Annotated in this window: 26 protein-coding genes; 13 read left to right on the top strand and 13 right to left on the bottom strand. The window is 48.0% G+C overall.

Going from position 1 to position 26,215, the window contains the following annotated elements:
- Positions 1–25: 25 nt before the first annotated feature.
- Positions 26–610 (top strand): YceI family protein, encoded by a 585-nt coding sequence (locus tag PRUTH_RS11365; protein WP_257220925.1) that lies wholly within the window; start codon positions 26–28, stop codon positions 608–610.
- On the top strand, positions 600–1,145 hold the full coding sequence (locus PRUTH_RS11360; protein ID WP_151173304.1) for a DUF1285 domain-containing protein: 546 nt from the start codon (positions 600–602) through the stop codon (positions 1,143–1,145). The genes PRUTH_RS11365 and PRUTH_RS11360 overlap by 11 nt, the downstream gene beginning before the upstream one ends.
- Here PRUTH_RS11360 and yihA read toward each other — a convergent pair.
- The gene (gene yihA / locus PRUTH_RS11355; RefSeq protein ID WP_022946631.1) at positions 1,109–1,756 is read right to left on the bottom strand and encodes a ribosome biogenesis GTP-binding protein YihA/YsxC; all 648 of its coding nucleotides are present in this window, start codon (positions 1,754–1,756) and stop codon (positions 1,109–1,111) included. The two genes, PRUTH_RS11360 and yihA, sit on opposite strands and share 37 nt — an antisense overlap.
- Positions 1,757–2,011: 255 nt before the next feature.
- Here yihA and PRUTH_RS11350 point away from each other — a divergent pair, with 255 nt between their 5' ends.
- From PRUTH_RS11350 to PRUTH_RS11335, 4 genes are all read left to right on the top strand, one after another.
- Positions 2,012–2,644 (top strand): c-type cytochrome, encoded by a 633-nt coding sequence (locus PRUTH_RS11350; protein ID WP_022946632.1) that lies wholly within the window; start codon positions 2,012–2,014, stop codon positions 2,642–2,644.
- Between the two features lie 573 nt (positions 2,645–3,217).
- Positions 3,218–3,871 (top strand): class I SAM-dependent methyltransferase, encoded by a 654-nt coding sequence (locus PRUTH_RS11345; RefSeq protein WP_151173303.1) that lies wholly within the window; start codon positions 3,218–3,220, stop codon positions 3,869–3,871.
- A 2-nt stretch (positions 3,872–3,873) separates the two neighbouring features.
- Entirely contained in the window at positions 3,874–4,449 is a 576-nt protein-coding gene (gene yihI, locus PRUTH_RS11340; RefSeq protein ID WP_151173302.1) for a Der GTPase-activating protein YihI, read from the top strand.
- Positions 4,446–4,946 carry a DUF2489 domain-containing protein gene (locus PRUTH_RS11335; RefSeq protein WP_151173301.1) on the top strand — a complete coding sequence of 167 codons (501 nt, stop codon included), beginning with the start codon at positions 4,446–4,448 and terminating at the stop codon, positions 4,944–4,946. Before yihI ends, PRUTH_RS11335 begins: the two co-directional genes overlap by 4 nt.
- A gap of 35 nt (positions 4,947–4,981) precedes the next feature.
- Here the strand turns inward: PRUTH_RS11335 and hemN are convergent, their stop codons facing one another.
- Both hemN and PRUTH_RS11325 read right to left on the bottom strand, forming a co-directional pair.
- Positions 4,982–6,352 carry an oxygen-independent coproporphyrinogen III oxidase gene (gene hemN / locus PRUTH_RS11330; RefSeq protein WP_151173300.1) on the bottom strand — a complete coding sequence of 457 codons (1,371 nt, stop codon included), beginning with the start codon at positions 6,350–6,352 and terminating at the stop codon, positions 4,982–4,984.
- An 83-nt stretch (positions 6,353–6,435) separates the two neighbouring features.
- Positions 6,436–6,858, bottom strand: a complete 423-nt coding sequence (locus PRUTH_RS11325) for a BLUF domain-containing protein (protein ID WP_022946637.1) — start codon at positions 6,856–6,858, stop codon at positions 6,436–6,438.
- Positions 6,859–6,927: 69 nt separating this feature from the next.
- On the opposite strand from PRUTH_RS11325, the gene PRUTH_RS11320 reads away from it, so the two are divergent.
- Positions 6,928–7,689 carry a Rossmann-fold NAD(P)-binding domain-containing protein gene (locus tag PRUTH_RS11320; protein WP_151173299.1) on the top strand — a complete coding sequence of 254 codons (762 nt, stop codon included), beginning with the start codon at positions 6,928–6,930 and terminating at the stop codon, positions 7,687–7,689.
- On the opposite strand, the gene hutH is transcribed toward PRUTH_RS11320, so the two are convergent.
- The 3 genes from hutH to hutC are packed head-to-tail and all read right to left on the bottom strand — an operon-like array spanning position 7,686 to position 11,660.
- On the bottom strand, positions 7,686–9,215 hold the full coding sequence (hutH, locus tag PRUTH_RS11315; protein WP_022946639.1) for a histidine ammonia-lyase: 1,530 nt from the start codon (positions 9,213–9,215) through the stop codon (positions 7,686–7,688). The genes PRUTH_RS11320 and hutH overlap by 4 nt on opposite strands.
- Complete coding sequence (gene hutU, locus PRUTH_RS11310; protein ID WP_151173298.1) at positions 9,208–10,896, bottom strand: urocanate hydratase; 1,689 nt, start codon at positions 10,894–10,896, stop codon at positions 9,208–9,210. The genes hutH and hutU overlap by 8 nt, the downstream gene beginning before the upstream one ends.
- 50 nt (positions 10,897–10,946) lie before the next feature.
- The gene (gene hutC / locus PRUTH_RS11305; protein ID WP_045980439.1) at positions 10,947–11,660 is read right to left on the bottom strand and encodes a histidine utilization transcriptional repressor HutC; all 714 of its coding nucleotides are present in this window, start codon (positions 11,658–11,660) and stop codon (positions 10,947–10,949) included.
- Positions 11,661–11,776: 116 nt separating this feature from the next.
- Here hutC and hutI point away from each other — a divergent pair, with 116 nt between their 5' ends.
- Both hutI and PRUTH_RS11295 read left to right on the top strand, forming a co-directional pair.
- Positions 11,777–13,003, top strand: a complete 1,227-nt coding sequence (hutI, locus tag PRUTH_RS11300) for an imidazolonepropionase (protein ID WP_151173297.1) — start codon at positions 11,777–11,779, stop codon at positions 13,001–13,003.
- Positions 13,004–13,082: 79 nt separating this feature from the next.
- Positions 13,083–14,807 carry an EAL domain-containing protein gene (locus PRUTH_RS11295; protein ID WP_151173296.1) on the top strand — a complete coding sequence of 575 codons (1,725 nt, stop codon included), beginning with the start codon at positions 13,083–13,085 and terminating at the stop codon, positions 14,805–14,807.
- Here the strand turns inward: PRUTH_RS11295 and PRUTH_RS11290 are convergent.
- Both PRUTH_RS11290 and rraA read right to left on the bottom strand, forming a co-directional pair.
- Positions 14,804–15,856, bottom strand: coding sequence for a formimidoylglutamase (locus PRUTH_RS11290; RefSeq protein ID WP_151173295.1), 1,053 nt, complete (start codon positions 15,854–15,856; stop codon positions 14,804–14,806). The genes PRUTH_RS11295 and PRUTH_RS11290 overlap by 4 nt on opposite strands.
- 8 nt (positions 15,857–15,864) lie before the next feature.
- Positions 15,865–16,386: a ribonuclease E activity regulator RraA gene (gene rraA, locus PRUTH_RS11285; RefSeq protein ID WP_151173294.1), complete on the bottom strand. Its 522-nt coding sequence runs from the start codon at positions 16,384–16,386 to the stop codon at positions 15,865–15,867.
- A 167-nt stretch (positions 16,387–16,553) separates the two neighbouring features.
- On the opposite strand from rraA, the gene PRUTH_RS11280 reads away from it, so the two are divergent.
- From PRUTH_RS11280 to PRUTH_RS11270, 3 genes are all read left to right on the top strand, one after another.
- Positions 16,554–17,078 (top strand): phosphatase PAP2 family protein, encoded by a 525-nt coding sequence (locus PRUTH_RS11280; RefSeq protein WP_022946646.1) that lies wholly within the window; start codon positions 16,554–16,556, stop codon positions 17,076–17,078.
- Positions 17,075–18,103, top strand: coding sequence for an MJ1255/VC2487 family glycosyltransferase (locus PRUTH_RS11275; RefSeq protein ID WP_151173293.1), 1,029 nt, complete (start codon positions 17,075–17,077; stop codon positions 18,101–18,103). The genes PRUTH_RS11280 and PRUTH_RS11275 overlap by 4 nt, the downstream gene beginning before the upstream one ends.
- A 139-nt stretch (positions 18,104–18,242) precedes the next feature.
- Entirely contained in the window at positions 18,243–20,123 is a 1,881-nt protein-coding gene (locus PRUTH_RS11270; protein WP_151173292.1) for a methyl-accepting chemotaxis protein, read from the top strand.
- Positions 20,124–20,214: 91 nt separating this feature from the next.
- On the opposite strand, the gene PRUTH_RS11265 is transcribed toward PRUTH_RS11270, so the two are convergent.
- The 5 genes from PRUTH_RS11265 to priA all read right to left on the bottom strand — a co-directional run bounded on the left by PRUTH_RS11265 (position 20,215) and on the right by priA (position 25,428).
- Positions 20,215–20,589 (bottom strand): gamma-butyrobetaine hydroxylase family protein, encoded by a 375-nt coding sequence (locus PRUTH_RS11265; protein WP_022946649.1) that lies wholly within the window; start codon positions 20,587–20,589, stop codon positions 20,215–20,217.
- A 51-nt stretch (positions 20,590–20,640) separates the two neighbouring features.
- Positions 20,641–21,969, bottom strand: a complete 1,329-nt coding sequence (gene hslU, locus PRUTH_RS11260; RefSeq protein ID WP_151173291.1) for an ATP-dependent protease ATPase subunit HslU — start codon at positions 21,967–21,969, stop codon at positions 20,641–20,643.
- 11 nt (positions 21,970–21,980) lie between these two features.
- On the bottom strand, positions 21,981–22,499 hold the full coding sequence (gene hslV / locus PRUTH_RS11255; RefSeq protein WP_022946651.1) for an ATP-dependent protease subunit HslV: 519 nt from the start codon (positions 22,497–22,499) through the stop codon (positions 21,981–21,983).
- A gap of 153 nt (positions 22,500–22,652) precedes the next feature.
- Positions 22,653–23,183 (bottom strand): SPOR domain-containing protein, encoded by a 531-nt coding sequence (locus tag PRUTH_RS11250; protein ID WP_151173290.1) that lies wholly within the window; start codon positions 23,181–23,183, stop codon positions 22,653–22,655.
- 19 nt (positions 23,184–23,202) lie between these two features.
- A complete protein-coding gene (gene priA, locus PRUTH_RS11245) occupies positions 23,203–25,428 on the bottom strand; it encodes a primosomal protein N' (RefSeq protein WP_151173748.1) in 2,226 nt (741 codons plus the stop codon).
- A gap of 224 nt (positions 25,429–25,652) precedes the next feature.
- On the opposite strand from priA, the gene rpmE reads away from it, so the two are divergent.
- Complete coding sequence (gene rpmE, locus PRUTH_RS11240) at positions 25,653–25,868, top strand: 50S ribosomal protein L31 (RefSeq protein WP_081604468.1); 216 nt, start codon at positions 25,653–25,655, stop codon at positions 25,866–25,868.
- Positions 25,869–26,215 lie beyond the last annotated feature (347 nt).

The raw sequence follows: 26,215 nt of genomic DNA, 5'->3' as shown, positions 1-26,215 counted from the left end.
ATCATTCTTATCGAAGGAAAGCGTAATGTTTAATAGTTTTGTTCGTTCTTTAATGTGTGGAGCGTTGCTTGTTGGCAGTACCAGTGCATTAGCTGCGTGGCAGGTAGATAATAATCACAGCCGCGTAAATTTTGTCTCAGTAAAGAATAACGCTATTGCGGAGAACCACTTCTTCAAAGACGTTTCAGGCAGCGTTGATGAGAGCGGTATGTTTAAGCTAGCGATCGATCTCAACAGTGTTGAGACGCAGATCCCGATTCGCAACGAGCGCATGCAGAAATTTCTTTTTAACACCGTCGAGTTTCCCGCGATGGAAGTTACTGCGAATGTCAGTGAGTTAATCGCACAAGCGAAAGATACCGGCGTGGCTCAAGGAAATGTTCAAGCACAGCTCGCGTTACACGGTAAAACTAAAGCTCAGCAAATAGCTGTGAGCGTGGTGGCAAGTCGTGCCGGTGACCTGGTGGTTAGTTCTATGATGCCAGTGTTAGTAAGTCCTGCTGACTTTGCGTTGCAACCGGGGATCGATAAGTTGAAGTCATTAGCCGGGTTAGACTCTATAACTCGCGCCGTTCCTGTCTCTTTTGTATTGACCTTAAATGAGCAGTAATGAGCAAGCGCTAGCGGCTCTGTCGCAGCAACTTGAAGGGCAAATTGCGCCTTTAGATCAATGGTCGCCGCAGCAATGCGGCACCATCGACATTCATATTACTGCAGATGGTCGTTGGTTCCATCACGGCACCGAAATTAAACGTGCTCGTTTAGTTAAGTTGTTTGCTTCGGTGTTGTGGCGTGAGCAAGGGCAGTACTACCTAAAAACCCCTATTGAACAGATGGCTATCAGGGTGGACGATGCGCCGCTATTAATTGTTGATTGGCGTTTAGCTACAGCGCAAAACGCAGCGCATCCAGCGGTTATTTGCATCGATAATATTGGCCGTGAATTTGTGCTCGGCGCACAGCATCCGCTGCTTATACATGCCGACCCGCAAGGGCAGAAGCTGCCTTATCTGCAGCTGCCTTATGGGGTGCAAGCGAAATTAGCGCGTACGGTGTATTATGCGTGGGCCGAGCAGCTCGCTCAGCCCCAGGGTGAGGAGTTTATAATCTATTCGGCAGGAGAGTCGTTTTCACTCGGCGGCTGAGTGACAACAGGCCCTAAAAACCACTCATCTAGCTGCTTTCTTAACTCATTCAAGCCGGTACCTTTAAGCGACGAGAATGCGTGTACAGTGATGTTGTCTGCTACCTCAGCAAGCTCGCGGCGCACCTTTAGCACCTCAGACTTACGTTTGCCTTGCTTGAACTTATCAGCCTTAGTCAGTAGCGCCAACACAGGAATGTCGCTGGAGCTGGCCCACTCGATAAGTTGACGGTCGAGATCTTTTAGGGGATGACGTATGTCCATCAACACTACCAAGCCTTTTAGACTCTCGCGCTTTTGTAAATACTCACCTAAAGAGCGTTGCCATTTTAGTTTCATCTCCATTGGCACTTTGGCAAAACCATATCCAGGTAAGTCAATTAGCCGCTGATCCTCTTGCAACGCAAAAGTATTGATCAATTGTGTGCGTCCAGGCGTTTTACTAGTACGAGCGAGTTTTTGTTCGGTCAGCGTATTTAGTGAACTGGATTTACCGGCATTAGAGCGCCCTGCAAACGCGATCTCAATACCTGTGTCCTCCGGTAATTTACTGATATCCGGGGCACTTGTTATAAACTTAGCTTGCGTATAATCAACGCGGGATTTGGCCACATGAACTCCTCAGTGAGGCACCAAAATTAGATTAACCGCTAGTTTATATCAGAAAGCGGCTAAGCTAAAGGTGCAAGCAATGGGTCAGGAAAGCTCGGCAAAACTATGCGCTGAGACAAATTTTCCTTAAAACCCCGCATTTTATAAGCTTAATGTGGGCAGAAAACGTGCCAGAGAAATTTTTATCGTGTAGAATAGAGCCATTGCATCGAAAAGATTGTAAACGAATACAGGGTCCGAAACAGAGAATTTACCATGAAGAAATTAGCACTATCCTTAACTATGTTAGTTGGTGTGTTGAGTGCAAACAACGCAGCAGCATTTGATGGCGACGCCAGCGCAGGTAAAGACAAATCGGCGACATGTGCTGCGTGTCATGGCGCTGATGGTAACGCGCCTGTCACCATGTACCCTAAGATCGCAGGTCAGCACGCTGAGTATCTATATAAGCAGCTTAAAGAATTTAAATTAGGCATGACCTCTGGGGGTGAAGAAGGTCGCGCGGATCCAGTCATGGGTGGCATGGCAATGCCTTTGAGCGATCAAGATATGAAAGACTTGTCTGCTTATTTTGCCTCGCTCAATATGTCTGAGGGCACAACCCCTGAAGATGTTGTCGAGCAGGGCGAAATGCTTTACAAAGCAGGTGACGCTGAACGTGGAATTCCTGCTTGTGCTGCGTGCCATGGTCCTCGTGGTAACGGTACATCTTTAGCTGGATTCCCAAAAATCTCGTTCCAGCATGCGGAATACCTTAAGGCGCAGCTAGAGAAATTCCGTGATGGTGCACGTGCAAATGACCACAATGGTATGATGCGTGACATCGCTAAAAAATTGACCGATGAAGATATCGAGGTCTTATCAAAGTACCTAGGTGGTCTACACTAAAATTCAGCCTCGCCCAAATGGATGAGGTTTTGAAAAGTGACTAAGAAAGCAGCATTAGCTGCTTTTTTTGTGCATGTTAATTAAGTTGACGATATCTCCACCTGCTTGTGAGACATTGACCATATGTGAATGTAATCTATTGCTCATTTTAAATCACTAAATAAACCTTAACTTAATGAAATTAAAAAATTTACCTATTTTGGTACAGCAACAAAACTACAAAAAATAGTTAAACCAGTTGTAACTAAGTTATGAATCAGTAAATTAGTTGCTGTCGCAACAAACAATAACAACAGGGAAATTCGTAACGGAATCGCGGCAAGTTTGTGCGCTAGGGGAGCATCGAAAGATGCACAACCAAGGAAGAATAACAAAGAGTTAGGAAGACCGAGAAAAATAAAACACCACACGGAAGATAATAAAAACAATACGGAAAGTGATAACAAAAATAATAAAATAAGACTTAAAATCAAGTCGAAGGGAGAAGTGTCCAAATTCATTTTGGCGCTCGAGTTGCGAGGCGGTAGAGGTTAGCTCTACCGCCTTTTTATTTGTCCTGTTACAATAGACGCTATGAAAGCGAATACCTGCCCGCTGTGTCAAAGCCCAAACCCAAATCACTACTACCGCGACAAAGTACGCGACTACTGGCAATGCCAGCGTTGTGCATTGGTGTTTGTAGCGGCGTGCCAATACGTAACGGCAGCACAAGAGAAGGCCATCTATGATCATCATGAGAATGATCTTGATGACCCAGGGTGCCGTCGTTTCCTAAGCAGGGTCTTTAATCCGTTGCAGCAGCGTTTAGTTGCTCGAAGTAAAGGCTTAGATTTTGGCTGTGGGCCAGCGCCCTTACTCGCTGCTATGTTGCAAGAGCAAGAACATACAGTGGCATTGTATGATCTCTATTACTACCCTGATCAATGTGTGCTTAATGATCGTTATGACTTTATATGCAGCACCGAAGTAATAGAGCATTTGGCCGAACCTAGTATTGTCCTTGGACAATGGTACGAATTATTGCGCCCAGGGGGCACTTTAGCTTTGATGACCAAGTTAGTTATCAATGCTGAGCGTTTTGCCACCTGGCACTATAAAAATGATCCAACACACATTGCCTTTTATAGCAAAGATACCTTTGCTTATATCGCCGAGCAGTTTGGATTTAATGTGGAATTTATTGCGGCTGATGTGATCTTCTTAACACGGCCGCGCGATAGAGATTAACTATGACGAGAAAGAAAAAGTCCCGCAAGGTCATCAACAACGGCACTGCGCGTTTAAGTAAAGATAAGCTCAGAGAGCTGCGAGCGATGAAAGAGCAGCGCAGCAAGAAAAAGAAAAAAGGTGCCGAGCCCGGTAACCGTAATTCACAACTTTTAAAAGTTGAGGGTAGCGAGAGCAGTGAGAGCGGCAAAACAGATAAGCGGGTGGGCAGCAAAAAGCCTGTGAGCTTAACACCACAGGCACCTAAACAGAGCAAGCCTGAGTCTAAACCTCGGCGCAATCTTCAACCACAAGCGACTCTGCGCCAAGCGCATGAGCCAGAACTGAGTCCGCAACAAGAGTTGGCACAGATTGAAGCGGATGAGCGCCTGCTAGCGCTTATTGAGCGCCATGATCAAGGCGAAACGTTAACAGGCAAAGATGCAAAATATTTCAATGCCAAAGTCGCACGTCATGAGCAACTATGCGAGATACTGGGCATTGATGATGAAGACTATGCGGATGACGAAGATCTGCTTGATAGTTATATGAATGATTCTTTGGCGGATGAGTGGTTAGACGAAGAGGATAAAAAATGAATTCCATGTGGATCATTGCCATCGTAATTGGGGCGCTGATCATTGCTGGGTTGGCTTTTTATGCAGGGCGCTTGATTTGGCAAGTGAAGGAGCAAAATCAGGCGATCGCAGCTAAACGAGCGGAGCTCGCCGAAAAGCGCTTAGCCCGTAATGCAAAATTGAGTGATAGTATCCACCTGCTCGCGAAAGCGATGAAAGAAGGTCAATGTGAATACTCGGAAGGGTGTTTACGAGTGTGGGTACTTATGAGTCAGTACAGCTTCGATCAAGAGCGCGATTTGCAGGTGCACTATCCGGGTGTCTATGCCATGTACGATGCGGTCAAGGACTTACCTACTCACGAGGCGCGTAAAAAATATTCGAAGAAGGAAATCTTCAAGCAAGATAGTGCGCGTTGGCGTAAAGAAAAAGAGTTGGAAGCGGATATTCTTGCGGATGCAGAGAAAATCCTCAGTGAATTTACAGCTGACCCCAACAGTAAGCATGTGTTTATGTAAGAAAAGCCGCTGTACAGCGGCTTTTCTTATCGCTTCTAGATTACTCGCGAAAAGCGTTGTTGGTTGAGTTTTTGTTGCAAGTATTGATCAAAACACATACAGATAATGCGAATGAAGAGAATACCTTTTGCAGTTACGCGAATATGCTGCCCACTAACGCTAAGCATGTCATCGTTAATAAACCCCTGTAACTGCGCTAGCTCGTTGGCAAAGTGGGCTTTAAAGTCGATATGGTATTGATTTGAGAATGCGTCCATATCTAGCTCAAAGTGGCAAATAAGCTGCTTTATTACCGCCGCGCGAATATGGTCTTCATCGTTGAGTGTCAGTGCTTTACAGGTACTCAGAGTATGATGTTCTAACGCTTGGTAATACAGCTTCAACTCTTTGTGGTTTTGAATAATGTGATTGCCCAGTTGCGAAATGGCGGACACGCCTAAACCCAGTAGGGGAAGGTCGCCGCCGAGAGTGTATCCTTGAAAGTTCCGGTGCAGATGACCTTGACGCTGAGCGACAGCCAGTTCATCGTCCGGCTTGGCAAAGTGGTCCATACCAATGAATTGGTATCCAGCCGCGAGCATGGCGGAGAGGGTTTCTTTAAACATCGTCAGCTTGGCTTGGGCGCTGGGCAAATCGGCGTCTTTAATTTTGCGCTGAGCGGCAAAACGCTCTGGCAGATGGGCATAATTAAATACCGAGACGCGATCCGGGCCAATATCAATCAGTCTGGAAATCGAGCGCGCAAAGGAAGCCGTTGATTGTTTCGGTAATCCGTAGATCATATCGACATTGACCGAGGTAAAGCCTACCGCTTGCGCGCGACGAACCAGTTGTTCTACATCCTGTGCGCACTGTGGTCGATTAACGGCGTTTTGTACCTCATCATTGAAGTCTTGAACACCAAAAGAAATACGATTAAAACCGAGTGCCTTAAGCTCATCAATGCGCTCTAGCGGTAAAGCGCGGGGATCAACTTCAATGCTGCGCTCACTGTCGCTGGCAATATTAAAGTGCTCATTAATGAGAGTCATTAAGCGGTGCATTTGTGCGCTATCTAAAAATGTTGGCGTGCCGCCGCCCAAGTGCAGCTGTTTAACTTTTAAGTGGCGGCTATGCTCACTTAATAGCGCCATTTCCTGGCCTAGATAATCCAGGTATAAATCCGCTTTATGTTGGTGGCGGGTGACAATTTTATTGCAGCCGCAGTAATAGCAAAGTTGGTGGCAGAAGGGGATGTGAATATACAACGATAATTCATCGCCCTGACACTGATTTAGTGCGTTTATTAGCGTATTGCCATCGGCCCCATCGGTTAATTGTAAAGCCGTAGGATAAGAGGTATATCTCGGGCCAGAAACGTTGTATTTGTTTATTAGCTCATTGTGCCATTGTACTTGTGCTATCACGACGCTCTCTCACACAGGTGGAAGTGCGGCTAGTTTACTTAACTTGCACAGCGGTGCTTTGATCTACAGCAATTGAGCGTGAACTATTCCAAAGTCGGGGTATTGCGTGCCAGTTCAACCAGTAGAGCATGGGCACTATCGCCGGTCATTTCATACGGATTAAACTCACTTTTGCCGCTAAAGCGCATGGTGGTTTCGCGAATGATGCTTGAAGCGGGGATATAACCCATACTCCAACGGCCAAAATTACGTTCAGTGATCTCACCATAGCTCAGCAGCAGTATATCTTGATGCCGTGTATCGCTTAGTATGCGCTGGTACAAAGCATTCACTCTGGCTCTTGAGCCTTCTAAACACTGTAAAAAGTATTCATGGTTGAAACAGAGTAATCCTGATATATCGTTACTTCGGTTGTTGCTGCGCGAGTGCTCTAAAATTTGTGCCACATCGTCAGTGCTGAGAGAATCACTGACACGGGAAGCGTAAACTAAGCGAACTAAAAACATAGCAAGTTGAATTCCTTGGTGTTGTACTGTGCAAAGTGTAGATGGCGGTGAGTTAATTTGGGAGAAAATATGACAAAAAAAATCGTGATTATTGGAGCCGGTTGGCTTGGTGAAGCGCTGGCACAGCGCTGTTTATCGTCAGGGTGGCAGGTACAAGCAACGCACCGTCGTCGTGGTGAGCAAAGTCACGAACGTCAATTTGTTATTAACGAGCGTGGTGAACTTGAGCATGACCTCGATTTAACCGATGCGTTTTGGCTATGCGCAATGACTCCGGGGAGTCGAAACCCCAATAGCAACTACCTACAAAGCCTCGAGGCGGCGCTGGCGCTCTATCAAACATTGCATGGCCGAGGGTTCGTATTGTGCTCAAGTTCGGGTATCTACCCTCAACAGAGTGGCGACTACAAAGAAAGCAGTGAATTGACGCTAAGCAGTGAACGCCAGCAGCGTTTGTTTGCTGCCGAACAGCGCGTGTTACAACAGGGGGGTCGGGCACTGCGTCTAGGAGGTCTTATAGGCCCGAAGCGGGAACCGGGGCGTTTTGTTAGTGGTAAAGCGCTTTCATCGCATGGCGATGATGTGGTGAACATGGTGCACCGTGACGATGTGATTGACGGCATTTTGCAGCTACTGTCGCACTATGAGCAAACGCAAAGCGTTTACAATTTGGTTCATCCTCAGCACCCTACGAAACAGCAATATTACCGTGATCACTGTCAGCGTTTGGGCAATGAGCCTCCGACCTTTACCAATCAGAGGTCCATTAAACGGCGTATCGATGGAAGCGCCATCGAACAACTAGGGTTTAGTTATCAGCAACCCATTTAGGCCGACGGCAACACCCCGTCAATCAGAGCACATAGTGCGCGCTCTTTGAGCAATTGATTAGCGCGCTCAATATCGGGAGCGAAATACCGGTCCTTGTCATAGTAAGCGACGCGTTCTCGCAAAGTGGCCTTGGCTTGCTCAACACTGGCGGCCGCTTTTAGCGGAGCGCGAAAATCAAGCCCTTGCGCACTGGCTAAATACTCTACTGCGAGTACACCGCGAGAATTCTCCGCCATATCTTGCAGTCGTCGCGCAGCAAAGGTGGCCATCGACACATGATCTTCTTGGTTGGCCGAGGTGGGTAGGCTATCGACCGATGCTGGGTGAGCTAAGGATTTATTCTCCGAAGCCAAAGCTGCTGCGGTGACTTGGGCTATCATAAAACCCGAATTTACGCCGCCGTTTTCCACCAAAAATGGCGGTAGTTTAGATAAGTTCGAATCTATGAGTAGGGCGATACGGCGCTCGGACAGCGCGCTGATTTCGCTGATCGCTAAGGCGAGGTTGTCCGCTGCCATGGCGATGGGCTCGGCATGAAAGTTGCCCCCGGAAATGATTTCACCTTGCTCGGCAAAGACCAGCGGGTTATCGGTGACGCCATTGGCCTCGACTAGAATAACTTCACTGGCTTGGCGAATTTGCGTTAAGCACGCCCCTAGTACTTGTGGCTGGCAGCGTAAGCAGTAAGGGTCTTGCACTTTTTCACAGTCGATATGGGCGCGGCTAATGGCTGACTCTTTATCTAGCAGTTGCCGAAAAACTTGAGCGCTGTCGATTTGCCCTTGTTGGCCTCGGGCGAGGTGAATACGCTCGTCAAAAGGTGCCCGTGAGCCCATCGCCGCCTCAATGCTCATGGCGCCGATAACCGCACTTTGTGCCCATAAATCCTCGCCCTGAAATAACCCCTCTAAGGCTAATGCCGTCGACGCTTGGGTGCCGTTGAGTAGTGCCAAGCCTTCTTTCGCGGCAAGGGTGATGGGGGTCAGGTTAGCTTTGGCGAAGGCTTGCGCTGCTGGCAAGATATCACCTTGATAGCGCACTTCTCCTTCGCCTAATAGCGGTAGGCACATATGTGCTAAGGGCGCTAAGTCTCCGGATGCGCCCACTGAGCCCTTAATGGGAATGCACGGGTAAATACCAGCATTAACTTGGGCAATTAAGAGATCGATAACGCATTGTCGCACGCCGGAAAAACCGCGTGATAACGAGTTGATTTTCAACAACATCATTAAGCGAACTGTACTATCTTGCATCAACTCACCAATACCGGCGGCATGTGAGAGCACAATAGAGCGCTGCAGCAGTTCTAGTTCCGGCTCAGCAATTTTGGTGTTCGCAAGTAAGCCAAAGCCAGTATTAATGCCATAAACGGTTCGCTTATCCTTAATCACTTGTTGCACGCAGGCGGCGCTTGCGGCGATAGCGCTCAAAGCACTCTCGTCTAAGGTGATATTGATAGGTTGTTGCTGCGCTTGGCGCAAAGTGGCTAAATCGAGCTGACCAGGGTGCAAGTGAACATTAATCATGGCGCTGCTCCTTATTGACCATAGGTAAATCTAAGCCTTGCTCGGTAGCGCAGTCTATGGCGATATCGTAGCCGGCATCAGCATGGCGCATCACTCCGGTAGCGGGGTCGTTCCACAGCACTTTCCCCAGTTTGTCGTGTGCTTCATCGCTGCCATCGGCAACAATGACTACCCCAGCATGTTGGCTAAAGCCCATGCCTACGCCACCACCATGGTGTAGTGACACCCAAGTGGCGCCGCCAGCGGTGTTCAGTAACGCGTTTAATAACGGCCAATCCGATACCGCATCTGAGCCATCGCGCATCGCTTCTGTTTCGCGGTTAGGGCTTGCAACTGAGCCAGAATCAAGGTGATCGCGGCCAATGACAACCGGCGCTTTTAGTTCACCGTTTTTAACCATGGTGTTAAAGGCTTGCGCTAAGCGGGCGCGATCTTTGAGCCCTACCCAACAAATACGAGCCGGCAGACCTTGGAATTGAATGCGCTCTCGAGCCATATCGAGCCAATTATGCAGATGCGGGTCATCGGCAATAAGCTCTTTCACCTTGGCATCGGTTTTATAAATGTCTTCTGGGTCGCCCGATAAAGCCACCCAGCGGAAGGGACCAATACCTTGGCAAAAGAGTGGGCGAATATAAGCAGGCACAAAACCAGGGAAATCGAAGGCGTTATTGACGCCCATATCTTGTGCCATTTGGCGAATATTGTTGCCATAATCTGTGGCAGCGGCGCCTGCGTGTTGCATGGCGAGCATGGCACGTACCTGCACCGCCATGGATTGTTTCGCTTCGCGTACCACCCGCTCTGGGTCTTGCTGGCGCAGCTCATGAGCTTGCTCCAGAGTCCATCCCTGAGGCAAATAGCCATTTAATGGATCATGAGCGGAGGTTTGGTCGGTGACCACATCGGGTGTAACCCGGCGCTCAACCAGCTCGCTGTAAACATCGGCGGCGTTACCTAATAACCCCACTGAGATTGCTTCACCTTGAGCGCAGGCGCTGTTAATCATTGCTAAGGCTTCGTCTAAGCTACTGGCTTGTTTATCCAGGTAGCGGGTTTTTAGGCGAAATTCAATTCGGCTTGGGTCACACTCAACGACTAAGGCACTAAAGCCTGCCATGGTTGCTGCTAACGGCTGGGCTCCGCCCATGCCTCCTAGGCCGCCGGTGAGGATCCAACGGCCCTTTGCTTGACCTTCAAAATGCTGTTTGGCCATTGCCACAAAGGTTTCATAGGTTCCTTGCACTATGCCCTGAGAGCCAATATAAATCCATGAGCCAGCAGTCATTTGTCCGTACATCATCAGACCTTGTTTATCGAGCTCGTTAAAGTGCTCCCAATTAGCCCAATGAGGCACCAAATTTGAATTCGCGATGAGCACTCGGGGAGCATTGCTGTGGGTTGTAAAAACGCCAACAGGCTTTCCTGATTGCACCAATAAGGTTTGGTCATCCTCAAGGCGGTCTAGGGTGCGAATGATCTCATCAAAACAAGGCCAGTCACGAGCTGCGCGGCCTATCCCGCCGTACACAACCAGTGCTTCAGGGTGCTCGGCAACCTCAGGGTCGAGGTTATTCATTAGCATGCGTTTAGCAGCTTCAGTTTGCCAGCTTTTAGCGGCGATTTTATCACCGTGCGGGGCGCGAATAACGCGGTTATTATCTAATCTGTGTGTTGTCATAATGTCACCTGTTGATAGGTTGTATATACAATTGGTTTTTATAAAATTTTTTAACTGCGTTTAGTGAATGTTAAATGGCCACCCAAGCGATATTTGCTGCCCGGAGATACAAGCCTAGCGAAGCTAACAATGCCTCTTTGTGACCAGGTGCGACGGATCACTTGTAAGCAAGGCTCTTCGTTATAGAGGTTTAACCACGTACACATTTGTTGGTTTGGAGTAATAGCCTCGACCGTATGTCGGGCCTCGGTCAGAGGGGCAACTTGAGATAAATACTCATGTGGCGTCAGGGTATGAAAATCCTGTTGCAGGTAGTTAGGTGCCAGCTCCGGGTTAACAAAGCGTTCTTCTACTTGCAGGGGCGCATCATTTTCAAAGTGCACTAATACTGAGTGATACACCTGCTCGCCGGGCTCCACGCCTAGCGCAATAGCGATGGGGGCAACGGCATCAATGGACTCTAGGGTTACCGGCGCACAACTGTAACTATGGTTACGTTCACGCACCTCATCGGCGATGTTACGGATCTCCAACAGTGATGACTGTGATTTAAAACTGGCAACGAAGCTCCCTAAGCCTTGAGTGCGAGTGAGTATGCCGGCATCGGTAAGCTCACTTAGAGCGCGGCGTGCGGTCATACGGCTGACTGCAAACTGCTGCGCAAGCTGGTTTTCTGATGGCACACGTTGGAACTCTTGCCATTGTCCGCTGCGGATCTGGGTTAAAATATGATCTTTAATTTGATGATACTTAGCTGACGACATGGGGGCTCCTAATCAATACCATCGCGGCACTTTGCACTGCCTTGGTTATTATGTAAACATGGCATAAATATCTTGTATATACAAGCTTAGCAAATTACTCATTAGGAGCACGTCTAATGCACGCGGATCACATTATAGTAGATGTAAATATCGCCACTATGGAGCCTCAAGGTGATGAACTTTATGGTGTTATCGAGCAAGGAGCCGTGGTCATGGGTGAGGGGGTTATTCAATGGCTTGGGCCGATGAGTGAGCTCCCAGAACTGGATTTATTAAGTATTCCTGTGACCTCGGCAAAAGGGGCGTGGGTGACTCCAGGGCTCATCGATTGCCATACTCACTTGGTGTTTGCCGGTAATCGTGCACGAGAATTTGAGCGCCGTTTGCAAGGAGAAAGTTACCAAGCTATTGCTGAGCAAGGGGGAGGGATTGCGACCACCGTGAGCGCAACCCGCGCGGCAGAGCCGGAACAGTTGTACGTTAGCGCCAAACAGCGCCTTGATGCGCTCTACGCTGAAGGGGTGACCACAGTAGAGACAAAATCAGGGTATGGTTTAAACCTAGCTGCTGAGCTAAAACTGCTGGAGGTCGCCAAGTTACTTGATAGCCATCATCCAGTATCAATTCAGAGCACATTTTTAGGTGCCCATGCATTACCAAAAGAGTATCAAGGTGACAGTGATGGTTATATCGACCTGGTATGTGAGCAGATGCTTCCTGAAGTGGCGGCCAAGAAACTGGCCAGTGCGGTAGATGTTTTTTGTGAGGATGTTGGTTTTTCTCATGCGCAAACGGAGCGGGTGCTTAAGGCGGCGCAGGATTTAGGCTTCAAACTTAAGCTCCATGCCGAGCAGCTCTCTAATATGGGCGGTACTGCCTTGGCTGCGAAATATCAGGCGTTATCGAGTGACCATCTTGAATACCTTGACGAACAAGGGGTTAAGGCAATGGCACAAAGCGGTATGGTTGCGGTGTTGCTCCCGGGGGCGTTCTATTACCTTAGAGAGAGTCAGTATCCACCGATAGAGTTGTTGCACCGTTATAATGTGCCTATCGCGATTGCCACTGATTTTAATCCCGGCACATCCCCGTTGTGCTCATTGCAGCTAATGATGAATATGGCCTGTACTTTGTTTCGACTAACACCAGCGCAAGCGTTACAAGGTGTGACATGTCATGCGGCACGAGCGTTAGGGCTTGCAGATAGAGGTACGCTTGCACCAGGGCAGCGTGCCGATGTGGCGTTGTGGGACATTGAGCACCCCGCACAATTAAGTTACGAATTTGGGACCAAGCCCTTGAAACAACTGTGGATTCAGGGAGTGTTAAGCAAAACTTTCTGATCATGGGCGGCTAAATTATAAGCGGCTATACTTGGCTTATTAACAAGCGTCAGCCGCGTCAACAATAACGATAATAATCATGATCACCAGCATTCATTTGAGCGCCTTTATTAGCGGACTGTTTATGATGGCGCTAATCGTCAGCGTTGTTCTTGTCAGCGAGCGCCGTGATGGCTTAAGTGCGATGTTCTACTCAATCGCTGGGCTGGCCTATATCAGTGGCTATTGGCAAGTCGCCAGCGTCATTTTGTTAGGCGCTTATGGCGTTCGTTGTTGGCTTGTATACCGGCATCAAAATAAACGATTACTGCTTGGCAAGGGTGGGTTAGTGCTATTGCAGAGCTTGCTGATAGCAACGCACCTCTCTTTTGAGCTACACAGCGCTTGGTTATGCATCGTCCCTTTGTTGTTGCAGCTTAGCGCTTATATGGAGCTGAGCTTTAGTGAGCCGGAAGTTGTATCCAACCAACAAACTAATACACTTGATAACCACTCTCTCCCTATTATTTCTTGGCCGCAAGCGTTAGCGCAATATCAAGATTGGAGCGCCAATAATCGTGCTGATATCGCCTTGATCTTAGTGCAAATAGAAGGCTATGAGCCTCTTAACCGTCAGCTCGGGCAAGAATTCGCTGAGCTATTATTGATGCAAGCTTTAACGCGGATGAATCAAGTCATCGACCACCCGCAAGTGTTAAATCTCAATGTGCCGCGACGACAAGTGCAACAGAGCGCGCAACTTTTCCAAGTTGCTCCGCTGTGTTACGGCACCGTGGTGGTCTTTGACCAAGAGCGACACGTACATGAGCAAGTTGCTCAGCAGCTAGCCGATGCCGCTCAGCGGCCGTTCAATTCTCAGCAAGGTATCGTCGAGCTAAAACCGCATATCGCTATCGTACAAGGGGCGAGTTCAGCATCAAGCCTTGATGACATGTTGCAGTGCGCGTTTAAAACGCGTGACTTTTATCCCGAGCAACGTATTAGTCATTACAGTGCTGAGCTAGAGCAACAGGTGCAAGCCCACGAAGTACAACTGAAAGAGTTAGAAAAGGTCGATTTTGAGCAAGATTTTGTGCTTTATTTTCAGCCTGTAATTGGATTGCCCAAACAAGAGCTCTTGTATGTAGAATTATTGCTACGATGGCAGCACCCAGAAAAAGGGTTATTAAAAGCCGAAGAATTTATTGCTGATCTGCGCGCCGTCGGACGTGGTTATAAGCTGGCATTTCATGTGCTTGAACGTGCAGCGGAAATGGCCTTGGCATTGAAAATGGACGGGCAGCCGACCCCGATAAGCATTAACTTGTATGGTGAAGAAGTCCTGCACGATGAGTTTGTTGATTTTGCTGAGCGTATGGTACGAGAGCATAATCTTGCTCATGGCGATTTAATTGTTGAATGTCCTCTGCCAGTGCTTATGTCGCTGGATAATCGCGCTTTGTCATTGTTAACTCGGTTACACCAGGTAGGGGTTCACGTTTGTTTGGATGGCCTTGGCGAAACGCCGCTATTTTTAGCGAAATTGCCGAAGCTTAAGCTAAGTTACGTCAAAGTAGACCCCGCATTGACTGAAGATGTTGATTATACCAGCGCCAACAAAGCGCTACTCAATGGCCTTATTGACATGCATCGCCACCTAAAGGCGCAAGTGATTTGCCAAGGTATTGAAACCGAAGCCCAGCTTAGCTATATCAAAGAGTTCAATGTGCAAGGCGCGCAAGGATTCATTTTTACCCAGCCTTTACCATTAGAAGGGTTATTAGGGTGGGGGCGACAGTGGCGTCACCAGCAATCTTTCAGCTAGCGTTGGTATCTTGCACGTAAAAAAGCAATAACTAAGGCCGTGAGAATTTGCCCAGCGGCGTTCGCACCAGCGTCATAACCATTAGGGTCTTGCTCTGGAGCCGCTTCGCACAAATGAATGTACGCCAGCGCCGAAGTGCGCGCAGCGCAAAAGGCATATTGCTCAGCTTCGCTAAGGCTTACACCTCGGTGATTAAACGCACTGGCTGGCGCGCAGGTAATGGCATCGACATCCAACTCTATGGCCAGTGGGCTATTAAGAGTAAAGCTGTGTAGGGCGCTATTCACCGACTCTGCTATTGATGTGGTCGTGGCTACTTTAAGAGCATGATAACTGGTATAGCTGGCGTGATGTTCATGCAGTGCGGCTAATATATCTTGGTTATTTTTCTGCTCATCCAGAGCGATAACATGGTAGCCCTGTAAATATCCCCGGCGTGCAGCGTAGTGAAAACCATTGCCACTGTGGCGTCCCTCAAGTGCACGAAAATCACCGTGTGGGTCTAGATTGAGCGCATTGATGGCGCAGCCGAAATGCTTGCTGCTTGCGCTCAGTAACGGGTAACAATTATTGTGACCGCCACCTATCACTATCGGGGTTAGTCCGGCCGCTAGAATAGCTGCCACTACAGGCTCGACTAACTGATCTATATTCTCACACAAGGCCCGCAGGCGTACGGTGTCGTCTGGATCAAGATTATCCAAAGCCTGGCTTTGCAGCTGCAGCGCTTGGCAGTCTATTTCCCCTAGCAGGAGTGTATCTTGTACGGGGGTAAATTCATTGACAGGAAGGTTTAAAAACTTTGATAAAAAAGCGCGAAAACCTTGTTGAGCACCGCCTTTACCTAAGTTTGCCCGAGGGCCTATATCTTCTGGAATACCAAGAATAACGTAACGTATGCCAAAGGCATAAGCATCTTTGAGAGCTTGACTGAACTCCAAACGCGTATCGAGCAAGGCCATCGCCTGCCACACACGCTGTTCGCCGGAGCGAGCAGCCACTATGCCTTGTAAGCTCTGCTCATCATAAATAGTGACTGCATGGTTCATATAGTGGATTAATCCTCTAATACATCAAGCTCTTCGTCTTCGATGTACTCCAGCTCTAGCTCCTCGGCGGACAATATAATGCCGGTACTATCGGCATAAATATAATCATCTTCGTAGAAAGAGACCCCGGCAAAGTTAACTGGAATTCCTTCTTCACCCGGAGCGAGGTTGTCTGCGCCCACAGGAATTGAGGCAATCGCTTGGATGCCTAGCTCCAGTTCTTCAAGCTCATCAACATGGCGTACCGCACCATATACGATGATCCCTTCCCAATTATTCTCGACGGCCAGTTCTGCAAGCTCGATGTCTACCAGCGCGCGGCGAGTTGAACCGCCACCATCAACAAGCAGCACACAGTCAGTACCATCTTGTTGCAGTACCTCACGCAGCAGTTGGCTACTCTCAAAACATTTCACCGTTTTTATACGGCCGCAAAATGCACTTTGACCACCAAAATTAATAAACATGGGTTCAAGCACATCAACTACATCGGCAAAATGGTCGCAAAGTTCAGAAGTACTGTATTCCATTGGGCTCTCCTACGGGCACTTTTGCATCAAGTATACCTAGGTTATGGGGCTTAGCAAGCGAAGCGCAAGGTCATCGTGAGACGACATATTAGTGTCTAAAAAACGTCATGTAATTGTTATTTTCGCTCACTATAGTCAAAGTAAGTCAGCTAGTTAGGTGAAAGCGAATGATCTTATCGCACATAGATCGCATAGACAGGGCACTGTTTAAGGTGATATTTCGCCCGCGTTACCGACGCTGGTTACATCACTGCATTCGCATGACTTCACGTTCAGGAGACGGCATTTTATATGGGGCCTTTGCACTGTATTTAGTGGCATTTAGTACCGCGCAGCAACAGACGTTAGTGATGGTACTGCTGGTGGCTTACCTAATAGAGAGACCAGTGTACTACGCTACGAAAAACCTGTTTCAGCGTGTAAGGCCCTGTGATGGCGTGATAAGCCATGCGCATATTCGCCCAAGCGACAAATTTAGCTTGCCTTCAGGGCACAGCGCAGCGGCGTGGGTCTTTGCGACTGTAGTCAGCCACTTCTATCCACCACTAGCTATATTTCTTTATGCGTGGGCAAGCTTGGTAGCGTTATCGCGGGTGTTGCTCGGGGTGCATTATCCCCTTGATGTAGTCATCGGCTCGTTGATGGGTTACGGCTGTGCACTGTTAGCACTTATTATTACAGGGACTTTATGAGAATTCTTTATGGCGTTCAGGGCACAGGGAATGGCCACACCACACGCGCTCGGGTCATGGCCAAGGCATTTGCCAAGGCAGGTATTGAAGTGGATTACTTATTTTCTGGGCGCAGCAAAGCTGACTATTTTGATATGCAGGAGTTTGCCGACTTTCAGACGCGAACAGGGCTTACCTTTGTCACCGAGCGGGGGCGAGTCAATGGTTTTAAAACGGTTAAACAAGCGAAAATACGAGAATTTATCAGTGATATTCGTGAACTCAACTTACGCCATTATGATTTAATCTTTAATGACTTTGAGCCCGTTACCGCGTGGGCTGGGCGTCGGCAAAAAATTCCTGTCATTGGCATGAGCCATCAAGCTGCATTTTTATCACCCCACGTACCAGTGACTGGCGATAACCTCTTTACCAAAGCAATGATCCGCAACTTCGCTCCAGCGGATGTTTATCTCGGAGTGCATTGGCAGCCTTTTGACGATTCTATTATTCCTCCGTTTATTGAGCATGGCACTGCGGTTGATAGTGAGTATGTTGATAACAAGGTATTGGTGTACCTGCCTTTTGAGGAGCTGGAGGAGGTCATACATTATCTCAAAGATTTCCCTGGCAAAGAGTTTTACTGTTATCACCCACAGGCGCAAGACCAGTCACTTGCTCATATTCATTTGCGCCGCCCGTCTCGGGCAAACTTCCTGCGTGATTTGGCAAGTGCGAGCGGAGTTATCGCCAATGCCGGTTTTGAACTTGCCAGTGAAGCGCTTACATTGGGTAAGAAGCTCTTACTTAAACCTCTGAACGGTCAATTCGAGCAATACTCAAATGCGTTGACGTTGCAGCAAATGCAGCGGGCGCAAGTGATGCACTATCTTGACCAAGATGCGCTCGAAGATTGGGTCAATATTGCGACCCACTCTCGGATTAACTATCCTCAAGATCCTGCGCCTTTGGTCGATTGGTTAGTACAGGGGCAGTGGCATCAGCGTAAAGGCTTAAATGAGCAGTTGTGGCACAACGTGTTGTAATTTTTGTTGGTTCTGGTCGCTTGATTAAGATATAACTGCCTTGATTTTAAGAAAAATCGACAAATTTTTTGCGACATATCATATATGACGGCTAAAATTTGAAGATAATGGCGCTGCAGTTACTTAGAAGGTCAAAACCATGAACTTTATGAAAAAGCTCACGATTAAACGTCGTTTACAGTTAAATGGCGCAGTCGTAGCAACAGCTTTGCTGGTGTTATTCGCTGTAATTATCTATGAAGCCCGCATAATGGGGTTACTTAACTCCACACTGGAAAATGCTGAAGAGCTCAATGTTCATGAGCTTACCTTACGTAAGCATGAGAAAAACTTTCTATTTTACAAGCAAGAACAATCATTGGATGAGTTCGCCAGTGAATATCAAGCGCTTGAAGCGCGGATAGCAAAACTGCGCGAGCAGTTTGTAACCCTCAATGGTGATACTCAGCTGATTGATAATTTCGCCTCACAGGCGCAGCAGTATCGTGATGACTTTAACAACGTCGAGGCTTTACAGCACGAAATCGGTTTGCACCCGAAAGATGCACTTTACGGTGCTCTACGCAGCGCCGTACATGAAGTCGAAACTCTTCTTAAAGAGCGACAAAACTTTGAAATGCTGGCGCTGATGTTACAACTTCGCCGAGCTGAAAAAGATTTTATGTTGCGCCTTGATGTGAAGTATCTAGGGAAGTTTGACACCCATTTCAGCGCGCTGAAAAACAAAGTGCAAAGCGCGGGGTTTGATGCGCCTTATCGCACCAAGTTAATCACTCTCCTTGATGACTATCGCAGTAAATTTAAAAGCTTGGTTGATGCGCAACAACGCTTGGGCGTTGATTTAGAGTCTGGCGCGCTGGGGCAATTACGCCAGTCTGTTGAGCAAAGTGACAAGTATGCTCGCCAAGTGCTGGGCGCCACGAAAGAGATGATAGAGCAAGAGATGCGAGTGACTCAGATCACCGCTCTGACAATTTTAGTGATTGCTGCAATCTTGGTGGCGGCGCTGCTGACAATGACCAGTCGCGCTATTATTCAGCCAATTGATAGAGCGGTCAGTGCTATTACCCGTATTCGTGAGACCAATGATTTAAGTATTCAAATTGACACCCATGGCAATGACGAAATTGCTACGCTGACCAGTAATATCAATAACCTCACCGCCGGTTTTAGAGGGCTGATTTTTGATGTGAATAACGCCCTAGCGACATTGAACGCAGCAACAGAAGGCTTAGCTAGCACCACTGCATCAACCAGTACTGGCGTACAAGAGCAGTTGCAAGAAGCTGATATGGTGGCCACAGCGGCCACCGAGATGCAGGCAACCATTCATGATATCTCTGGCAACACAGAGGAAGCTGCAAAACGAGCGCAAACAACTAATGAAAGTGCTTCTCAAGGGCGTCAGGAAGTGGATGCCACCGTATCTCGTATTGCCCAGCTCTCAGACTCGCTTGGCAATGCCTCTGGGGTGGTTGGTGATTTAGAAAAAGATGCTGACACCATTGGCTCGGTACTGGATGTTATTCGCGGTATCGCTGAGCAAACCAACCTCCTAGCGTTGAACGCTGCCATAGAAGCTGCACGGGCAGGTGAGCAAGGCCGTGGCTTTGCGGTAGTTGCGGATGAAGTACGTTCATTGGCGCAACGCACACAAGATTCCACACAAGAGATAGAAAATATTATTTCCGGCCTGCAACAGCGGACCCAACAAGTTGTGAGTATTATGCAACAGTGTCGCGACCAAGGAGGTGAGAGTGCAGAGCAAGCTTCTCGTGCCGGCGACCTACTGAGCTCGATTACCCAAGAAATTGAAACCATAATGGAAATGAGTACGCAAATCGCGGTGGCCATTGAACAGCAATCACAGGTTGCCTCTGAAGTGAATCAAAACGTGGTGCGTATTCGTGATATTGCTGAGCAGGCCAGCGGCCATGCAAGTAATAATGCCCATACCAGTGAGGAAGTAGCAGAGCAGGCTCGGGTGTTGCACGATGCCGTGGCTAAATACAAGGTTTAGAAAAAGCCGAAGACAGTAACATAATAAAAGGGGGCGAGAGCCCCCTTTTCTTTACTCACCCACCCTAGGTGGTGATGGCAATGCACTTAGCTTAAGGCGTCACCTTAATCGCAATACTTGCATCACGCTGGGCATTCGCAGCTTTAAGTCGCGCCAAATAACTCTGCCAGAGATTATCTTTGTTGCTGGTCAGTTCGGCTAAGTAGCGAAAGCTGTATAAGCCACTGAGATGGCCATCATCAAAAATTAAGCGCACGGCATAGTGGCCAACAGGTTCGATTTTGTTGATACCAACGTCCCGTTTGTTGGTAACGAGGTTTGGCTCGCTTTGATGGTGGCCTTGTACTTCGGCAGAAGGGGAGTGTACACGCAGGAATTCAGCACTGAGCTCGGCGCTATCGCCATTGTCAAAGTGAATGTCTAAGGTTTTTGAACGCTGATGATAGTGTAAGGTTGTTATCAACATAAACCAGCCTCAGTAAAAAGGGCTTGGGTGGAGTTGCCCAAGCCCATGCCGTTATAAAATAAAGCGGCTTAGGTCTTCGTCTTGCACCAAGTTACCCAAGTGCTGATTGACGTACTCGCCGTCAATGGTAAGACGTGAGCCTGCCTTATCGGAAGCATCGAAGGATATTTCTTCCATCAATCGCTCCATAACTGTGTGTAATCGACGAGCACCAATATTTTCTGTCTTTTCATTCACTTGCCATGCTGCTTGAGCAATGCTGTCAATAGCATCATCAGTGAACTCGATGGTGACTTCTTCGGTATTCATAAGCGCGATTTGTTGCTCCGTTAACGAAGCATGCGGCTCAGTCAAAATGCGCTTAAAGTCATCGGCGCTGAGGGCGTCCAACTCAACTCGGATCGGTAAACGGCCTTGTAGTTCAGGGATTAAATCTGAGGGTTTGGCCATTTGGAACGCGCCAGAAGCAATAAATAGAATATGGTCAGTTTTCACCATACCGTGCTTGGTGCTCACACTTGAACCTTCGATAAGCGGCAGCAGGTCACGTTGTACTCCTTCACGGCTTACATCTGGGCCATTTGCTTCACCGCGCTTACAAATTTTGTCTACTTCATCCAAGAACACAATACCGTGCTGCTCAACGGCTTCAATAGCGAGCTCTTTAACATCTTCGGGGTTTACCAGTTTGGAGGCTTCTTCCTCAACAAGTAGTTTAAAGGCTTCTTTAATCTTCAACTTGCGCTTTTTGGTTTTGCCGCCGGACATGTTTTGGAACATGCTCTGTAGCTGGTTGGTCATTTCTTCCATGCCGGGCGGTGACATGATTTCAACATTAGGCGCTTGCTCAGCAACATCGATTTCAATTTCTTTATCATCGAGCTGACCTTCACGTAATTTCTTACGGAAACTTTGGCGGGTACTGCTATTTTCACTCGGTTGTGACTCGCCCCAGGTGTCTTTAGCTGGTGGCAATAATGCGTCTAAAATACGCTCTTCTGCAGCTTCCTCAGCACGGAAGTGGTGTTTCTTCGCCTGCTGCTCACGAACCATCTTAATGGCAATGTCGACGAGATCGCGGATAATAGTCTCTACTTCTTTACCAACATAGCCAACTTCAGTGAACTTAGTCGCTTCTACTTTCAAAAAAGGAGCATTAGCAAGTTTGGCTAATCGGCGTGCTATTTCAGTTTTACCCACACCGGTTGGGCCGATCATAAGGATATTTTTCGGTGTTACTTCCGGGCGCAGGCTCTCGTCGAGCTGCATACGGCGCCAACGGTTACGCAGGGCGATAGCCACCGCTTTTTTAGCATTGCTCTGACCAATGATGTGTTGATCAAGCTCGTGAACGATTTCTCTGGGAGTCATAGCTGACATGGCAGCTCCTTTTACAATTCTTCGATAGTTTGGTGGTTGTTGGTAAATACGCAGATATCACCAGCGATTTTTAAGCTGCGTTCAACGATTTCACGCGCACCAAGCTCGGTGTTTTCTAGTAATGCAATTGCGGCTGATTGGGCAAAGTTGCCGCCGCTACCAATCGCAATTAGGTCATGTTCAGGCTGTACCACATCGCCATTACCAGTAATAATCAGTGAGGTGGTTTCATCAGCAACAGCAAGAATGGCTTCGAGTCGCCTTAAGGCTCTGTCACTGCGCCAATCTTTGGCCATCTCTACAGCGGCTTTGGTTAAATGCCCTTGGTGCATCTCTAATTTACTTTCAAAACGCTCAAAAAGGGTAAACGCATCGGCTGTACCGCCTGCAAACCCGGCGATCACTTTACCGTTGAAAAGACGACGCACTTTACGCGCGTTGCCCTTCATTACCGTGTTGCCGAGCGAAACTTGGCCATCGCCGCCAATAACAACCTTGCCTTCACGGCGTACAGAAACGATTGTGGTCATGTGTGTCCTTATACCCAGTCTGGGTGTTTGTAACTGTCTAATAGCGAGGAAATATGGGCATGAAAAAGGGATTTCAAGGTAAACTTGCAATCCCTTTATGTGATTTGCTGTGCCTGCTTGGTTATTTACATGGCGATAACGGCTTTCGCTTGCCTAATTCCACAACCAGATGCCACAGCCCATGATTTTTGCCTGACGCTTAAGCTTGTTCTTATCGCTCTCTGCGCCGCGCTTGGTCGGATAGGGGCCTAACCGTACTCTAAACCAGACGCCATTGCTGCCTTCAGTGCGCCTGATTTCTGATACTAGCCCGACAAAGGCTATTTTGGCCTTGAGCGTTTCCGCCTGTGCATAGGTTCTAAATGACCCGCATTGCATTTGATAAGGGCCTTTTTGCTCAATTTCTTTGACCTCAACCTCTATCTCGGCTTGCTTTATTTCGTTGATAAATTCGGGCGTTTGCGGTTTTTTAATTTCTGGCTTGGAGGCGCTTGGTTTCTGCTTAACTTGCTCAACAGCCTCAGGATCAGCATTGGTTTTTATATACCAGAGGCCGTAAGCGAAGCCGGCGAGTAACAAAATGGCCAAAGTAATAAGCACAAGCGGCAGAGGCTTTTTTGCTGGGGCTTTTTTGTTCTTACCACGCTGAGGTCGTTTGCGATTTATATAGTCGTGCTGCGCCATAATTATTTTTGTGTTCTCTTTACATCATGTCTATGGGATCAACGTCCAAATTCCAGCGTACTTTTTGTGCCAGCTTATTACTACCGAGGTAGTTCATTAGTTGCGCCAAAAAGCCGTGTAGCGCGCCTCTATCTTGCCCTTGAATATGCAATTGATAACGGTATTTGCCAGCGACTCGTTCGAGCGGTGCGGGAATCGGACCCAGCAATTGTATCTTAGGCACGGGGGCTGCGGGAACTAAATCCGATAAAAAGCGCAACAGTAGCGATAAATCATGCGCTTCCGCCCTTAGCAGGGCTAAGTGCGAAAACGGTGGCATTTCTGTTTCATGGCGCTCTTGCAAAGCATAACGGGCAAAGTGTTGGTAACCATTGTTGACTAAATCTTGCAATAGTGGGTGCTCGGGGAAGTGAGTTTGCAGTAACACGGTGCCTGGTTCGCCACTGCGCCCTGCGCGTCCTGCTACTTGAGTCACTAGTTGTGCTAAGTGTTCGGTGGCACGGAAATCACATGAGTATAACCCGGCGTCGACATCAAGAATAATGACTAGGCTGACATCGGCAAAGTGGTGGCCTTTGGCTAGCATTTGTGTGCCCACCAATAAGCGTGCGCCGCCGCGATTGATGGCAGCCAGTTCTTCCTCCAAACTGCCTTTACGTCGTGTTGAATCTCGGTCGATACGGCTGATGGGTGTGTCGGGAAATTGCTCGCTTAGTGCTTCTTGCAATTGTTCGGTGCCCAGCCCCACCGGGTTTATTTGTGTGCTACCACAATCCGGGCATTGCATGGGCGGTGCACTTTGCTCGCCACAATGATGGCACACCAAACGACGCATGGCCTTGTGGTAGGTCGCGCTGGTGCTACAACGCGAGCAGTCGCTGAGCCAGCCGCACTCATGGCAAATGAGCGAAGGGGAAAAGCCGCGACGATTCAAAAACACCATCACTTGCTTTTGTCTCGCCAGCTCACGCTTGATATAGGCAAGGGCGCTATGGCTGAGTCCAGCCTCAAGGTGCTGACCTTTAATGTCTATGAGTTCAAATTGATTATCACTGCTGGTTTGTGCCCGTTGAGTGAGACTGAGCAATTGGTACTTATCGGACAATGCACGGTTGAGTGTTTCCAGGGCAGGGGTCGCGCTGCCTAGAACTAAGGGAATGTTTTGCTGTTGCGCACGGTAAGCGGCCAAATCACGGGCGTGATAGCGTAGGGTGTCTTGCTGTTTGAATGAGGCGTCATGCTCCTCATCAACAATAATCATGCCTAAGCGTAAAAACGGCATAAAAATCGCCGAACGTGTGCCGATCACTATGGCACAGCTACCTTTTTGGCAAAACCGCCAGGTTTGCAAACGCTCATTATCTGTCAACGCTGAGTGCCAAAGCATAATTGGCGTATTGGGGAAGCGGCGGCGAAAGCGGTTTACCGTCTGTGGTGTTAGGCCTATTTCAGGGACCAAGACTAAGGCTTGTTTGCCCTGTTGCAAAACCTCCTCTAAGCACTGCAGATACACCTCGGTTTTGCCGCTGCCTGTGACCCCCTCAAGTAAAAAAGCGGCAAAGCCAGGGGATTGGTTAATGGCAGTGCAGGCGATGGCTTGTTCGCTGTTTAACCTTGGTTTGTTGGCCACCTGCAATGGCTGCTCGCGCCATTGACTATCAAATTCAACTGCTTGGGTTATTAGTTCTTTATTAATGAGGGCATCAATGGTGGCTTTGGAGTAGCCCAGAGCTTTAATTTCTGTGGTGGGCGATTTCCCTGATTCAGCCAGCTGCTTAAGCAAGGCTTGTTGCTTTTTCGCCCGCAGTGTCGGCTGCTGTTGCCCTTGCTCGGTGAGTTGCAGGTAATTAATGCTGGTTTTATCAATATCGGCGCCTTCACGCAGCGCTTTTGGCAAAGCGGTAAAGACGGTTTCACCTAATGGATAATGATAATAGCGAGCAGTAAATTGCAATAATTGTAGGTGACTGTCATCAATAATGGCAGTGCTATCGAGCACGGCCTTAACGGCTTTGACTTTATCTTCCGGCATCTCTGTGCTGGCTTTTACCTTTAATACCATACCGGTCAGGACACGCGAACCAAAAGGAACACTGACCCTCACCCCTACAGTCACGGCGCGAGAGCACAACTCGGTGGGCAATAAATAGTCGAAGCTACGGTGTAAGGGCACCTTAAGTGCTACTTCAACGTAGCACGGGGTCGCGTTGCTACTGTGGCTGTTGGAATCGCGAGATGATGGCAACAAAAATCAGGCCCCAAGAACTAGAATATAGCGCTAATGTACTAAATTCATGGCGCAGTGAATAGCCGCAATTAAAGCTTGAACATTAATCAGGAGTCAAATAAAATACGCGGCCTTAAGGGTGCTGAGCGGGTTATATCCATGCTTTGGCACATTGAAACTAACGCGTATGGTGCCAAACTTCGGGTTTGGAGAGCGATACGGCCTATTTAGAGGTAACCCCCATGAAAGAAGGTATCCACCCTAAGTACGAAGCAATCAACGCAACGTGCTCTTGTGGCAACAAATTCCAGACAAGCTCTACCCTGTGTAAAGACATTCACCTAGACGTATGTTCAGAGTGTCACCCTTTCTACACTGGTAAGCAAAAGATCCTTGATACAGGTGGTCGTGTAGATCGCTTCAATAAGCGCTTCGGTGCGCTTAGCAGCAAGAAGTAATCTTTGCTTGTCGAGAAAAGCACCTTCGGGTGCTTTTTTTGTGTCTATGATTTTTATCCATCCCCATTATTCATACTAGCCATTTCACCTTAAGCTCTAGCTCATTTAAAGTGACAAAAAAAGCACAATAATGACGCTAAAGTTCACTAAAATTCACTTACTTTGTTATTAGCGAACAATAAGATTCGTTATCCGATCGGTATTCTTTTTAGTTATATTAAGTTATTCGGATATAGCATTATGCATGGCTTTAGGTGGTTTTTTATGCATGCATAAGTCCCTATAGTGCATGGAATATCAAAATTTACACATAAAGCTTTAGATAATGTGCATGAATTTGGGCTTAA

The organism is Pseudoalteromonas ruthenica (assembly GCF_008808095.1).
In the GTDB taxonomy this organism is placed as follows: Bacteria; Pseudomonadota; Gammaproteobacteria; order Enterobacterales; family Alteromonadaceae; genus Pseudoalteromonas; species Pseudoalteromonas ruthenica.
This window is presented reverse-complemented; position numbering and strand designations above follow the sequence as displayed.

Coding starts and splice junctions, on each gene's coding strand:
- hutU (WP_151173298.1), bottom strand. CDS start 10,896: ATGACAACACACAGATTAGATAATAACCGCGTTATTCGCGCCCCGCAC.
- PRUTH_RS11275 (WP_151173293.1), top strand. CDS start 17,075: ATGAGAATTCTTTATGGCGTTCAGGGCACAGGGAATGGCCACACCACA.
- PRUTH_RS11290 (WP_151173295.1), bottom strand. CDS start 15,856: ATGAACCATGCAGTCACTATTTATGATGAGCAGAGCTTACAAGGCATA.
- PRUTH_RS11295 (WP_151173296.1), top strand. CDS start 13,083: ATGATCACCAGCATTCATTTGAGCGCCTTTATTAGCGGACTGTTTATG.
- PRUTH_RS11265 (WP_022946649.1), bottom strand. CDS start 20,589: ATGTTGATAACAACCTTACACTATCATCAGCGTTCAAAAACCTTAGAC.
- hutC (WP_045980439.1), bottom strand. CDS start 11,660: ATGTCGTCAGCTAAGTATCATCAAATTAAAGATCATATTTTAACCCAG.
- PRUTH_RS11320 (WP_151173299.1), top strand. CDS start 6,928: ATGACAAAAAAAATCGTGATTATTGGAGCCGGTTGGCTTGGTGAAGCG.
- PRUTH_RS11350 (WP_022946632.1), top strand. CDS start 2,012: ATGAAGAAATTAGCACTATCCTTAACTATGTTAGTTGGTGTGTTGAGT.
- hslU (WP_151173291.1), bottom strand. CDS start 21,969: ATGTCAGCTATGACTCCCAGAGAAATCGTTCACGAGCTTGATCAACAC.
- rraA (WP_151173294.1), bottom strand. CDS start 16,386: ATGGAATACAGTACTTCTGAACTTTGCGACCATTTTGCCGATGTAGTT.
- PRUTH_RS11280 (WP_022946646.1), top strand. CDS start 16,554: ATGATCTTATCGCACATAGATCGCATAGACAGGGCACTGTTTAAGGTG.
- PRUTH_RS11250 (WP_151173290.1), bottom strand. CDS start 23,183: ATGGCGCAGCACGACTATATAAATCGCAAACGACCTCAGCGTGGTAAG.
- hslV (WP_022946651.1), bottom strand. CDS start 22,499: ATGACCACAATCGTTTCTGTACGCCGTGAAGGCAAGGTTGTTATTGGC.
- PRUTH_RS11325 (WP_022946637.1), bottom strand. CDS start 6,858: ATGTTTTTAGTTCGCTTAGTTTACGCTTCCCGTGTCAGTGATTCTCTC.
- PRUTH_RS11365 (WP_257220925.1), top strand. CDS start 26: ATGTTTAATAGTTTTGTTCGTTCTTTAATGTGTGGAGCGTTGCTTGTT.
- PRUTH_RS11345 (WP_151173303.1), top strand. CDS start 3,218: ATGAAAGCGAATACCTGCCCGCTGTGTCAAAGCCCAAACCCAAATCAC.
- rpmE (WP_081604468.1), top strand. CDS start 25,653: ATGAAAGAAGGTATCCACCCTAAGTACGAAGCAATCAACGCAACGTGC.
- PRUTH_RS11335 (WP_151173301.1), top strand. CDS start 4,446: ATGAATTCCATGTGGATCATTGCCATCGTAATTGGGGCGCTGATCATT.
- PRUTH_RS11360 (WP_151173304.1), top strand. CDS start 600: ATGAGCAGTAATGAGCAAGCGCTAGCGGCTCTGTCGCAGCAACTTGAA.
- PRUTH_RS11270 (WP_151173292.1), top strand. CDS start 18,243: ATGAACTTTATGAAAAAGCTCACGATTAAACGTCGTTTACAGTTAAAT.
- yihI (WP_151173302.1), top strand. CDS start 3,874: ATGACGAGAAAGAAAAAGTCCCGCAAGGTCATCAACAACGGCACTGCG.
- hutI (WP_151173297.1), top strand. CDS start 11,777: ATGCACGCGGATCACATTATAGTAGATGTAAATATCGCCACTATGGAG.
- hutH (WP_022946639.1), bottom strand. CDS start 9,215: ATGATTAATGTTCACTTGCACCCTGGTCAGCTCGATTTAGCCACTTTG.